12 protein-coding genes are annotated in these 12,721 nt (G+C 59.6%); all 12 read left to right on the top strand.

Annotated features, from left to right (window positions below; genetic code table 11):
* Position 1 precedes the first annotated feature (1 nt).
* From AACL53_RS18275 to AACL53_RS18220, 12 genes are read left to right on the top strand one after another with little or no spacing between them, the layout of a single operon-like run.
* Complete coding sequence (locus tag AACL53_RS18275) at positions 2-643, top strand: hypothetical protein (protein WP_339085976.1); 642 nt, start codon at positions 2-4, stop codon at positions 641-643.
* 3 nt (positions 644-646) lie between these two features.
* On the top strand, positions 647-1,060 hold the full coding sequence (locus AACL53_RS18270; protein ID WP_339085975.1) for a hypothetical protein: 414 nt from the start codon (positions 647-649) through the stop codon (positions 1,058-1,060).
* 45 nt (positions 1,061-1,105) lie between these two features.
* Positions 1,106-2,566, top strand: coding sequence for a phage tail tube protein (locus AACL53_RS18265; RefSeq protein ID WP_339085974.1), 1,461 nt, complete (start codon positions 1,106-1,108; stop codon positions 2,564-2,566).
* A 3-nt stretch (positions 2,567-2,569) separates the two neighbouring features.
* Positions 2,570-3,007, top strand: a complete 438-nt coding sequence (locus AACL53_RS18260) for a hypothetical protein (RefSeq protein WP_339085973.1) — start codon at positions 2,570-2,572, stop codon at positions 3,005-3,007.
* Positions 3,008-3,030: 23 nt separating this feature from the next.
* On the top strand, positions 3,031-3,333 hold the full coding sequence (locus AACL53_RS18255) for a hypothetical protein (protein ID WP_339085972.1): 303 nt from the start codon (positions 3,031-3,033) through the stop codon (positions 3,331-3,333).
* Positions 3,334-6,765 carry a tape measure protein gene (locus AACL53_RS18250; RefSeq protein WP_339085971.1) on the top strand — a complete coding sequence of 1,144 codons (3,432 nt, stop codon included), beginning with the start codon at positions 3,334-3,336 and terminating at the stop codon, positions 6,763-6,765.
* Between the two features lie 11 nt (positions 6,766-6,776).
* Complete coding sequence (locus tag AACL53_RS18245; RefSeq protein WP_339085970.1) at positions 6,777-7,463, top strand: hypothetical protein; 687 nt, start codon at positions 6,777-6,779, stop codon at positions 7,461-7,463.
* Positions 7,464-8,078 carry a hypothetical protein gene (locus AACL53_RS18240; RefSeq protein WP_339085969.1) on the top strand — a complete coding sequence of 205 codons (615 nt, stop codon included), beginning with the start codon at positions 7,464-7,466 and terminating at the stop codon, positions 8,076-8,078.
* A gap of 53 nt (positions 8,079-8,131) precedes the next feature.
* Positions 8,132-8,509: a DUF6950 family protein gene (locus AACL53_RS18235; protein WP_339085968.1), complete on the top strand. Its 378-nt coding sequence runs from the start codon at positions 8,132-8,134 to the stop codon at positions 8,507-8,509.
* Between the two features lies 1 nt (position 8,510).
* Positions 8,511-11,345: a hypothetical protein gene (locus tag AACL53_RS18230; protein WP_339085967.1), complete on the top strand. Its 2,835-nt coding sequence runs from the start codon at positions 8,511-8,513 to the stop codon at positions 11,343-11,345.
* Positions 11,346-11,350: 5 nt separating this feature from the next.
* Positions 11,351-12,145 (top strand): hypothetical protein, encoded by a 795-nt coding sequence (locus tag AACL53_RS18225; RefSeq protein WP_339085966.1) that lies wholly within the window; start codon positions 11,351-11,353, stop codon positions 12,143-12,145.
* Positions 12,145-12,699, top strand: a complete 555-nt coding sequence (locus AACL53_RS18220) for a hypothetical protein (RefSeq protein ID WP_339085965.1) — start codon at positions 12,145-12,147, stop codon at positions 12,697-12,699. The genes AACL53_RS18225 and AACL53_RS18220 overlap by 1 nt, the downstream gene beginning before the upstream one ends.
* The last annotated feature ends 22 nt before the right edge of the window (positions 12,700-12,721 follow it).

The following is a 12,721-nucleotide window of genomic DNA, read 5'->3' as shown; positions in this document are numbered from 1 at the left end:
GATGGCGACGGTTTCGGGAACGATCGAGACGTTCGCGCGGGATATCAAGATCGCGACGCAGGACCTCTCGCCGGAAGCGGTGGCCGCATCGCTAGCGGGGATGGCCAAAGAAGCACTTGCCGAGGCGGTTGCATCTGGCGAAGGCAGCCCGGTCTACGAACGCTACGTCAATGGCGTCAGGGGTGCAGCGGAGGAAACGGTCATTCCTCCGGGGCCAATCATTTATGTCTTCCTGCACTGGCCGACGATCATCGCGACGGCATTGGAAGAGCTTCGCAAGCGTGTGCCCGTCCGATCTGGCCGTTATGCGCGCGGCTTCATAGTTCTGGCGAACGGTCGCATCGTGCAACGCTACGACGAGATCGATGGTGAGGCCGAAGTGCTCATCTTCAACGTGGAACCCTACACGCGGAAGATGGAGGTAGGAGCAAACAAGACGGGCGCCAGGCACTTCGAAAAAGCGCGTGGAGCGGTGCAGCGTCAGTTTAAAAACGTGGCGCGCTGCGAGGTCAGCTACCTGGATATTCAAACAGGCGTCGCACCTGGCGTTCCGTGGATACTCCGACGAAATGCGGGCCGCCGAAAAGACCGCCGATCCGGTATGCCGATCAGCTATCCGGCGCTCGTGATCAACCTCGAGTAGACCATGTCCAGCTTCGAAGCCTTTGACGTCATCGAGCAACGCTTGCGGGCTCTTTGGACGACGACACCGCTCGTGTTCGAGAACGAGGATTGGCCGAACCCTGACATGGCGAGCCCGTTTGTGTTCGTCGAAGTATTTGGCGACGTGCTCGAGCAGGAGTCGATCGGCGGTGGCGATGCACGAGCCGACAATCTCTGGCGGGAAGAGGGACAGCTTCTGATGCATGTCCTGACGCCGTCCGGGACTGGGACGGGGCGGTCTCGTCAGTTAGCGAAATCGCTCGCCGATCTCTTCCGTGGAGAAGACATTGGTGGCGTTGAGTTCCGTCATGCGTCGATCGGAGCGAGCGACCCTGGCAAGCAAGACGGTCAGTATTTTCGCATGACGACAGCGATTTTCTGGCGTCGCGACGAGTAGCCGTTTTCACCTTCAACCCCACAATTTGACTGACAGGAGGCTTCCTTGACGGACAGCAATCGGACGCGGCTTGCCGTATGCCGCGAGACTTCACTCGGCGTAACGCCGGAAAACCCGGTGATGCGTGCCGCCCGCCACGCGGGCGAGACGCTGCAATTCCAGCCGACGTTCATCACGTCGGACGAAATTCGTTCAGACCGGATGAGCGCTGATCCGATCAAGGTCAACGAGACGAACCAAGGCGCCGTCAACATCCGGCTCTCCTATCCTGTCGATGAAAGCCCGCTGTCGCTTTTCTTCGAGTCGCTGATGTTTCAGGCGTGGACCAACACCCCCTTCCGTGACAACGCCGGGACGGCGGATAGTGCCATTACAGCTGTCACGGCAGAGGACGGTGTTTTCACGGTAGTCGCTGGCGCGGCGTTCACCGCCGGCCATCTCGTCAAGACCTCTGGCTTTGCGAACGCCGGCAACAACGGGTTGTTCGTCCTGAAGACCGGCTCGGCGACAGTCCCGGCCGTTGGCGATGACCTCTTGACGGACGAGGCCGCGCCGCCAGAAAACGCGCGCATCAAGGTCGTCGGCTTCCAAGGTGCCGCCGGCGACATCCAGGCGGCGGCCGACGCGATCACTTCGACCGCACTCGACCTTTCCGCTCTCGGTATTGTTCCAGGCCAGTGGATCAAGGTCGGAGGATTTGGCGCCGCCTATCGATTCGCAACGGCGGCGGTCAATGCCTACGCGCGCGTCATCGGCGTCGCTGCACACAAGCTGACTTTAGACAACCTGCCGATGGGTTGGGCCGTCGACAATGGCGCCGGTAAAACCATCCGTGTCTTCTTCGGCGATCATGTGAAGAACGGTGTCGATCGGCGCTCATTGACGATCGAACGTGGGTTCTTGGCGCAAGCGGTGCCGAGCTACATCATCCAGCGCGGGATGGTAGTGGCGCAAGGCGAGCTCACTTGGACGACGGAGGAAATGATCACCGGCTCGGTGACGTTCAATGGCTTGACCGGCGAACTGACGACGGTGCCTCTTGACGCATCTCCTCTTCCGGCCACGACGGCGCCGATTATGTCGGCAAACGTTAACGTCGGCCGCATCGCGGAATCCGGCGTCGCCGTGGCGGGCCCGAACTACGTCAAATCGGCGTCAGTGACGGTCAACAATAATCTCAGAATGATCAGCGCCGTCGGGCACGTCGGCGCCGTCGACATCGGTGTCGGCGAGTGTGCGGTCACCGGTACGCTGGAAACCTATTTCGGCGACAAGGCGCTCGCCGAGAAGCTTCTCGACGGCACGGTGGGCAATATCAATCTGCGGTCGCAGAAGGATGGACAGGCTGTGATCGTCAGCTTGCCGCGTGTGACTTTCACGGAAGGCTCACCATCGGCCGGAGCCAAGAACCAGGACGTGATGCTGCCGCTCAACTACCAGGCGAGCATGGATAGCCTGACGAACGCGCACGTACTCATTGATCGTTTGGAATATGTGGAGAATTGAAACATGGCTGTAAAACTTACGTCGATTAAAGCGAACCTCGTTCGGGAAGCCGCCGGCGACTGGATACCTTACCCAAACTGGCCTGGCGTTGCTCTTAACGTCTCTTCGCTGCATCTGCCGGCTTATCAGGTGGCGCGCGATCTGCTGATCCAGCGTTTGACGCGGAAATACAATGGCGGTCCCATTCCGCCGGAGGTTCTCGCGGCGGCAAGTGGCAAGCTCTATGTGGATCATATCCTCCATGACTGGCGGGGGTTTGTCGATGATGACGGCGAGGAGATTCCTTATGTGCCCGACGAGGCGCGCGAAAAGCTTTCGGATCCCGCCTACCGAGACCTCGTCACCGCAGTCGAGTGGTGCGCGGGCAAGGTTTCCCAGATCGATGTCGAGGTCTTGGACCGTGACGCAAAAAACTCCGCGCGGCCTTCCTCTGGCGTTTGACCCAGGAAGGCCATTCCGCCTGGTTGCAAAGGGTTGTCGACGATAATCCTGAAGACGGGCAGTACATAAATATTCCCGAACGTCCGATAGAGGCCGAGCCACAACTCTGGCACGATCTCTATTGGCGAGCCTGGGACGCGCTCCGGTACGAGCGCACCTATGGCGCGTTCGGCGGCGAGCTGCCCGTCTCGTACTTGGCCATAAGCCAATACGCCCGCGATCACGACATTACCGGCCAAGACTTCCACACCTTCCGAAGCCTCTTCGGGGTCATCGATGCGGCATGGCTGGAAGAGGTGGCACGTAGGCAGAAGGAAAAGACCTAAGTGGTCCAGAAGCTCAGCGAACTACGCGTCCGAGCCGCGATGGATGCCGGCCAGTACAAGGCCGGTATGGATCAGAAAGTCGCCGCAGACCAAGCGGGCGCTGCTTCAAGCCAACGCCTGAGCACGTCCGTTACGTCCAGTCAGCAAAAGATCAGCGTAGCTGGCAGCGTGGTCGAGAGATTGTCGCGTCAGTATGTCGATGGGTATGCGGCCACGCAACGGTTCGAAACGGCGATCCGTCAGCTCGGGCGTGGGGTTGAAACCGGTAACGTACCGCTCGGGCAAGCCGGCACCATTCTCGATGGGATCAACAAAAAGTTCGGAATGACTGCTAGCGCGGCGCAGCTCGCGGAGTCCGGCTACACTAAGCTTGCCGCGACCGTTGAAAAGGCCAACGCCGTTATGGCAGGGCAGACGAATTCAGCGGGCGCAATCGATCAGCGGCTGAATGTGAAGGACGATTTCGGAACGGTTGCGCGTGCTGCCGACATCGCTGCGTTTGGTGAGGAGCTTGATCGCCTTGAGGCAAAATACAATCCGCTCCTCTCTGCACAAAAGCAGTATGCCGCCTCGATCGAGGAAATTAACCGCGCCCTCAAAGTCGGAGCGATCGACGAGGCAGCACATACCGCGGCATTGGCTCGAGCCGAGGCCGCCTATCGACAAGTTCGATCCGGTGCCTCGCAGGGCGTAGTCGCTTCCACCGATGAAGCGAGCGACGGCCTGCGCAAATTAGGCCAGGCCGCGGCTGCGCTCGACGGACCTCTTGGCGGGGTCGCCTCGCGGTTCCGGAGCCTTGGCGAACTGATCCGGCAAACCAATGTAAGCACGGTCGTGATGACGCTCGGCCTCAGCGGTGCGGTGTTGGCGGTGAAGAGGTTTGCCGTCGGCTTCGCTGACACTTGGTCGGATCTCAACGCGCGCGTTGGGTTGGCGATCGGCAACATGGACAACAGTGCGGCCGCTCTCAACCGCATTGCGACTATTGCTCGGCGAACATATTCGGCGCTCGATCAGACCGCCGAAAGTTACATTCAAAACTCCACCGTTCTGAAAGAGCTCGGCAAGACCACAACGCAGCAACTCGACTATACGGAAGCTCTCAACCTCGCGATGGTCGTATCCGGAGCTAAGGGTGATCGCGCCGCCCAAGTGCAGGAATCGCTTGCAAGAGCGATGGCATTGGGAAGTTTGCGCGGCGTCGAACTCAATACGGTCATCCGGACCGGCGGCCGTGTTTCAGAGGTACTTGCCGAGGAACTTGGAGTGACCACCAACCAGCTACGCCGGGTTGGCGAGCAGGGAAAAATCACGGCATCTGTCATTTACAATGCGCTCACGAAGCGCATGGAGACGTTGCGCGCAGAAGCGGAAAAGATGCCCGCCACGATCGGCGACGCGCTGATGATCATGCGCAACTCGCTGATGCAAACCATTGGCGTCTTCGACCAGAACAACAAGCTCTCGGAGTCTCTCGCGACGGCGATCATTGGCATTGCTGATAGCATGTCGGTGCTAGTCAAGGCCGCAGTGGGAGTGGCGGCGATCTTCGCCGGACGGCTCGTGGCTGCCTATGCAGGTGCAGCAGCGGCCGCCATTCAATACCGTTTTGCCGTCGCGACCGGCAATGCCGTCGTCATCGGGAGTGCCACGGCAAATGAAATGCGCGCACGCAGCGCCTTGGAAGCTGCTATGGCCGATCGAACGGGGGCAGTATCGGCGACTGCCGCGACGGCGGCGCAAAATGCGCACGTGGCGGCGTTGGCGCGTACGACGCTCGCGGCAAGAGTGTCGACGATCGCTATGCGGGGTTTACAATCGGTGTTCGCCTTTTTTGGTGGACCCGTCGGCCTCGCATTCACGGCGATCTCGGTCGGTCTAGCGGTCTGGGCAACACGCGCCACCCTCGCGACGAGGGCGATGGAATCGCACCGCTCTATCGTTGAGCAGATCCGGGAGGCCTATGAGCGCGCTGGCGCGGCTTCGGGTAATTGGGCGGATAAGATCGCCAAAGGAACATGGCTCGACGCCACGCGCAATCTCCAGGACTTCAAAACTGAATTACAGACTGTGAGGAACAGCGTCGGCAAGATCCCGACGTTTATGGCCCGCGGTGACTCCTCGCAGCTTGCAAACATTAATCAAGTCAACGATCTCATCGCGAAATTTCGCGACGGCGCGCTGTCAGCTTCAGATTTTCGAACTGCTATCGACGATCTTTCTCGCACTGATCGGTCACTCGCCATTGGGTTGGGACCGGCGCTCCTAGCTATTGCCAAGAACGCTGCGGAAGTGGAATCGAAAGTCCAAGGTGCTGAAGCCGCGATCCGCGCCATCAATGGCGTCATGACGGATGGGGACAAGAAGACGCTCGGCTTGGAGCCACCTCCGACCGCCCATCTAAGCGAAGACGATAACGCCAAAAAAATGCGGGAAGCGTTTGAGCAGCGTCTGTTGCAGGCCCAGCAGCGTATCGAACTCGCTCGCCTTGAACTCAGTTTGGAAGGACAGAGCGTTGCAGTGCAGGAGCAGGCGCGGGCGGCGGCGGAAATTCGTCAGTCGCTCGAAGAGGAAGCGCTTCGCATCTATGGCAACAAGGAACAGTACGACCGAAAACATTATCTCGCCCTCGTCGCTGAAGCAGACCAGCTCAACACTATCAATCAACGCCTCAAGCAAGCGGAGACGCTACGGGGCCTAAGGTTCGAACGGGAACAATTGGGTCGCAGCGACATCGATCAAACTGTCTATTCGCGCATGCAGTCGCTGGGTCTGCTGACGGACGGGAAGATCGTTGGCGCTCAAAACGAAATGATTGCCGCCGAAATCCGCTTCAATGAACAGCTCTCACGTTCGATCGAGATCCAGAAGGAATTCGCGAGCTCATTCCTTCACGACATGATGGCAGGTAAATCGGCGACCGAAGCGCTGGGCAATGCCCTGAGTAACCTGGCGAGCAAGATGCTCGACAATTCGCTCAACATGCTCTTCGCTGGTCTGTCCGGAGGTGGCTTCATAAAGGGAGGAGGGGGCCTCTTCGGCGGCAATATTCTGCCGGGAATCCTTCACTCAGGCGGCATCGCGGGCAACGACAACTATCCGCGTCGGAGCGTTCCGCTCGCCGCGTTCGCAGGCGCCCCGCGCTACCACAATGGCGGCATAGCTGGCGCCTCGCCGTTCCGCCCTGGGGAAATGCCCGCGATTCTGCAGAAGGGCGAGATCGTGTTGCCGAAGGGGCAGGCGGCCGGAAGCGGACAGGGCGGTTCTCAACGTCTCGATGTCCGTGTCTCGCTCGATAGCGACATGCTTCGCGCAGTTGTCGTCGACGAAAGCGGTCGTCAGGTTGCCGCCAGCCAGAAACGAATGGCCGCGGCCCTACCCAGTACGATCGTCGACGTCGTGCGCCAGGCGCGCAACGACCGCAAGATCTAAGGAGGCCGCCCGTGTCACTGATATTTACCGATGGCAACCCGCGGGAAATGCCGACCATGGCCAATGGGTTCATGCCGTTCAACAGTGCAGAGTTCGAGCCTCTGTATAACCAGAGCAAGGCGGCTACGCGCGGCAGCAAGGCACAGGTCGCCAATCTCGCCCCTGAGCTGTGGCAAATGAGTTTTGCGTCGCCGACAGTTCATAGCGATGTCGCCATGGATTATCTCGCGTGGATTAGCAGCCTCGACGGCGGTGAGATCCTTTTCAAAGCGTGGCATCCACATTTGCGCTTCCCTCGGAACTATAAGCGCGGGTTCGGTGGTTTGACGCTGGCCGACGGCGCGACCCCCTTCGACGGTACCTGTGCCGTCGAAAGTATAGGGACCCAGCTCGACACCATCACGCTAGCCGGCGTCCCGAAAACCTTCTCATTGCAGCGCTACGATATGGTGTCGATGCCGTTTGGCCCGTCACGTACACTGCATCGCTTGATCGCTCCTGCTGTGGCGAACAACCTCGGCAAGATCACCGTAACGGTTCGCCCGAGGGTTCCAATCTCGTTCATGGCATCACCGGAGGTCATCGCGACATTCGTCAAGCCGTGGTGCCTGGCCGTGATTGATGCCTCGAGCATCCGCGGCCCCTTTGGAGAAGGTCAAACCGGCTCGGTATCGTTCTCTGCGGTGCAGACCTACTAAATGCGCATCATATCTTCGCAGGCCCTGGCCGCCCTCGACAGTGGGCGGTTCAAGGTGCGCGCGCTCGTCAAGCTGATGCCGTCATCGCACGCGCCTCTCTGCTTCTGGGATGACCTGGGTCTGATCCAGGTCGACGGCGATGTTTACAGCGGAGCCGCGGGCCGGTTCACTTTGGAATCGGCTGCCTCGGTTGCCGATATGTCGACGCAGACCGTGAACATCAACTTCTCAGCGCTCGACCCCGATATCGTGTCGATGGTCGAGGGCGTGAGCTGGTCGCAGCAACCAGCCCTGATCCAGCGCGTGATTATCGCGATCGATGCGCCTCAGGTGCTTCACGTCAGCGAGGAGTTCGCTGGCTTTATGGATCAGCTTTTCTGGGAGGAGGGCGTCGGCAGCACCGTGCCGCTCAAACTGCAGTGCGTCGGCGCCTCGCGTGAATATTCCCGCGCCGGCGGCAGCACGTCATCAGACGCCGACCAGCATACGCGTGACCCGCTCGACGACTTCTTTGCTTCGGCGGCATCAGCGATCACGCAGACGGTCGACTGGGGCCGAAACCCACAACCACCGCCGGCTCAGAAGAAGAGCTTCCTCGCGAGGTTGTTCGGGTGAGCACCATCTTATTCGCGGGAGTGCGCCGAGCCGACTGGCCGGAACGCCTCAGCATGGCTGTCGATGAGCATCTTAAAGAGGTGGACTTCATTTGGGGGCAGACCGATTGCGCGGTTCTGTTCTCCGATGTGGTCTTTGCGATCACTGACTGCGATCCGTTTGAAATCGCGGGACGCTGGAGCTCAGCGCTGGGCGCCGCGAAGGCGTTGGCGCGCACCGGACATCGCTCGGTCAAATCATTCTGTGACGCGTCGTTTGATACCATTTCCCCTTCGATGGCTCGTCGCGGTGATGCCGGTTACGTCGGCAACCCCGAGGATCCGTTGACCAGCCCCGCCATTGTGCTCGGCGCAGAGGCAATCTCGCGCGGCCTAGACGGCTGGGTGCGCTTCCCCGTCAGCACGCTGACCACCGCATATAGGATCGGCTAGCATGGCTATTCTTGCTCCGCTGCTGGCCCCGTTGATCGGGCTCGGCAGTCTCGGTCTCGTCGGCGAAGCCATAGTCGGAATCGGTCTTTCGTTCGGCCTCTCGTATCTGAGCAATAAGCTCAAGCCGCAAACCAGCGGGAGTTCGCAGGCTAAGGGAGCGCAACTCTCGCTCGGGTATAGCGTCAATGAACCGAGAGAAATCCCGTTCGGCTACGCTCCAACTAAGGGCTGGCTGAAGTATCACAACACGTATGGGCCGAACGGAAACGATTACGTCCAACTCGTTTACAAGCTCGGTGACATTCCTTGTGACGGGCTCGAAGCGGTCTATGGCGCCGGGAAAAAGCTGACGCTTGGCGCGAAGCAGATCCTTCGAGATGGACGCGGTAACCTGATCGTCAGCGGCCAACCCGTCGCGGAATACCCCGGCGTTATGTGGATCGAGTTCCACAACGGCGAGTGGGACCAAGAGGCCGACGAAGACCTGGTCGCCAAAGCATCAGGGACACCCTACTCCGCGAACCGTCGCGGCCGCGGCGTCTGTTACGCCCGCGTCACCATGAAGAGCGACAACGAGAAATACAAAAACGGCATTCCGGATTTTCTCTGGGTCATTCGCGGCGGCCGGTTCTACGACTGGCGCAAAGACTCCACGGCTGGCGGGTCGGGCTCTCATCGCTGGGGTGACGAGAGCACCTATGAATGGACGCGCAACGGCGCCGTCATCACGTACAACTACAAACGCGGTGTGTATGTCCATGGGCACAAAGTCGGCGGCATGAACTGCCCAGCCGTCTCGATGCCGATCGCAGTATGGACCGCTGCGGCGAACATCTGCGACGAGGAATATATCAAAAAGGACGGCTCGAAAGAGCCGCGGTATTGCCTCGACGGTATTCTCGCCGTTGATTCCGATCATGGAACCGTGGTGCGCGACTTCAAAACGTGCATGGCGGGCGAATTGTCGGACAGCGGCGGCGTCTTCAAGCTTTACCCCGGTGCGGCTCAAGCGTCGGTGATGACCATCACGGACGACGATCTGATTGCTGGCGTGCCGGTGAGGTACATCCCGAAGCTGCCGCGCGATGCCTTGGTCAACACGGTATTCGGCTCGTTCACCGATCCTTCTCAGCTCTACAATCAGGGAGCCTTGCCGCCGCGCGCGTCCCTCGAGGACCGGGAAGCGGACGGCGGAGCCGAGTTGGTCGCCGACTACTCATTTCCCTATGTGCAGAGCGGCACACAGGGACAGCGCGCGATGGAAATCTATCGGCGTGAAGGCCGGTTCCAACGCAATCTTGGTCTGACATTGCGCGCCAGGGCTGCCGTGCTCGAGTCATGTGATTGGATCACGTGGAATTCCAAGCGATACGGCTTTGAGGGGATGAAGTTCCGCGTGCTCCAATCGAAGCCGAACAATGATCTGACAGTCCCGATTGAGATCAGGGAAACGTCGAACTCAGTATTTGCCTTCAGCTCCGGAACGGACGAAATCGACCCGCTTACCCCGCACGACGTCGGCGCCGGCGGCGATCGACTTGCCAGCGTACAGGGGCTTAAAGCGACTACCGTGTTGCTCGACGGTGAGGGGTTTGAGCAAGCGCCAGCGCTACGCGTCGATTGGACTCCAATCGACGACACGACGGTGACGCAGCTCAAGCTGGAATGGCGTAAGGTGGGCGACGCCGTATCGATGGAAACCACGGTCCTTAATCCAGCCGCCGGCAATCACTACATCGTCTCAGGCATTATGGGCGGCATCCAATATGAAGTTCGGATGTCGATGGTAACGATGCCCGAGCGCGCCACGGTGGCGACAGCATGGGAACCAACTAACGGTGTAACCGATCCCCAAGTCGTGGCGGTCGCCGCTGTTGCTCAGTCTGTTCCGCCGAAAGCCATCACGCCGGCCATGCTCAGCGACCAGGTTCGCCAAGAGATCGCGATGGCCGTCGCAAAGGAGGAAACATTCGGTTCCGTCAATGAGCGACTGGCCGAGATCTGGGACGCCGTTACCAGTCTCGCGGATTCCGCATCCGCAGCAATGATGAGCGCCGAGGGTCAGGGAGCGCGCATCAGCGAAGTTCGCCAGATCGTGCAGACCAATGTGGAAAGCCTCGCTCGGCAAATCCTCGAGCTGAGCGCGGAACTCGACGGCAACGTCGCCACGGCGGTTCAGGATATCACGACCCGCGTCGCGGCCGTCGAGACCGTTGCGGGATCGAAGAACAGGGTCTTCAGGCAGGCCACGACGCCAACTGCGACGGCCGCAGGCGATTTGTGGATCAACACTAACGAGAGTAATCGGCTCTATCGTGCCAATGGCCCAGGTACGTCGATGTGGATGCTCTCGGAAGATCAGCGCGTCCCGGCTCTGCAATCGACGACCAGTGCGCTTTCCACATCGCTGACAGAATTGGCAACGCGCGTCGGAGATAACGAGTCGAGCACCTTCGACCTTGCGGAGTCTCTCGACGGCATCCGCGCGCGGCGTACGCTCGGCGTCAATTCAAATGGCAACGTTGCTCTGATCGATCTCGACGGAAACGAATACGGGTCGGCGATAACCTTTGTTGGCGACACCTTCTATTTCGCGCACCCCGATGTCGCCAGCGGCGCGCCGTTGCCGATCCTCGTCATCAAGACGGTCGCGGGACAGAAGCGCTTCGTGTTCACCGGGCAGATGTTGGTCGATGCGATCACGTCCGGCGAAGCATCATTCACGACCTTGGCGTCGATAACGTCGAAGCTCGGCCGCATCACTTCCGGCTACATCGGCAACGAACCCAATACAAGTTTTTGGGACCTCGACACCGGCGACTTCCAGATCGGATAAGTGCAATGGCTTTCTGGCGCTTGAAGCACAATCCTGCCAACGGCGACGTTGCGATCTACTCGGTGCCGTCTCGTACATCGAACGACAATGCCCCCCTTACAGACCCATTGAACAACAAAGCGAGGCTGCAATTCCATTCAGGTCTGATCTACCCGAGCACGTCTGCGGCTCTCACCAAGGCGGTTTCCGTTACAATCCCGTCGCAAGCGGGCGGGTCGTTCTCAGGCACGATTGTGCTTTTTGCCCACGGCAAAGGCGAGCCGTGCATGGTCGAGGGCTATATCGTCGATTTGAACGGTTTGCGTGTCGATTTGAACGGGTCAGTGCCCGTCTTTTCGAGCGATCGGGGACACGCGACCTGGGTGGCGCTCTGCTGCAACGAAACCAATGTCATTCTGCGATATTGGGGCATCGGAAGCGGCACTCGTCCAGCTCAGACATTCTCCGTCGTCGCCTCTGCATTTGATTTTCTGTCGACCGGACCAGCGCCGACCGGAGACCCAGCGTTGCCGCGCGTTCGGTACTATCCAGCGACGCGCCGGTTCCTCATGGGTCGAGGGCGTTTTGACAGCTTCCGGCGATATGTGAGGCGGGTCGCATCGGGAGGCGACAAGCCGCTCGCTACCGGACCAACAGTTTCCATCATCGGTAGCGGTTCGGGGTCGATCATTCAAAACAGTATTGGCTGGCGCTGGCGATATTCGTGCGGCGGCTATGTGGTGCAGACGACAGTCGCGTGGAATGGCACAGCGACGAATGGCGGAACATACGACGCCCCGTTCATTTGGGTCAAAATCTGATGTTGAGATATTATCCGGATACGGGGCGAGTGACGATTGCGGACACGTCAGAGTCGGGCTCTCCGCTAATATTCGACACCAATGATGGACTGCTCTCGGTCAATCCAAGCGATGTGAAGATTGGCAGCTACCGGATCGACACGGCCTATACTGCATCGTCGAGAGGCCAGGACTCCAGCATTTCGACGGTCGATATAAATATCGACCACTACATTTCCGACGTGACGCCGGGTGCAACCGTTGTGCGGGGCTTGCTTCGCACGGTCTGGGATAGCGGCCCGCAGCCTCTCGACAGTTTATGGCGCTCCGCTTCTGGATCTCACCTCGATATCCTCGCGGCAGTCGGCTCAACGACCAAGCCGCAAACCTCGTCGGGAACTGCGCGTATGGCGACGATGGGCTTTTTCTCGTTCTTCGTAGCGAGCAACAAACTCTATCTCAACGAGCGCCTGGTGATGCGCGCTCAAGATCCAGGCGGCCCGCCCGCGATCTCAATCACGCGCCCTAAATTGACAGTCTACTACCGGCTGCTCGTCGGCTCCTTCGCTGTCTAGCTGAAATCTCAAAACATAGGGT

The sequence above is a fragment of the Hyphomicrobium sp. ghe19 genome, assembly GCF_902712875.1.
Classification (GTDB): Bacteria; Pseudomonadota; Alphaproteobacteria; order Rhizobiales; family Hyphomicrobiaceae; genus Hyphomicrobium_B.
Note: the sequence above shows the minus strand (reverse complement) of the source record. Positions and strands in the feature narration are given on the sequence as shown.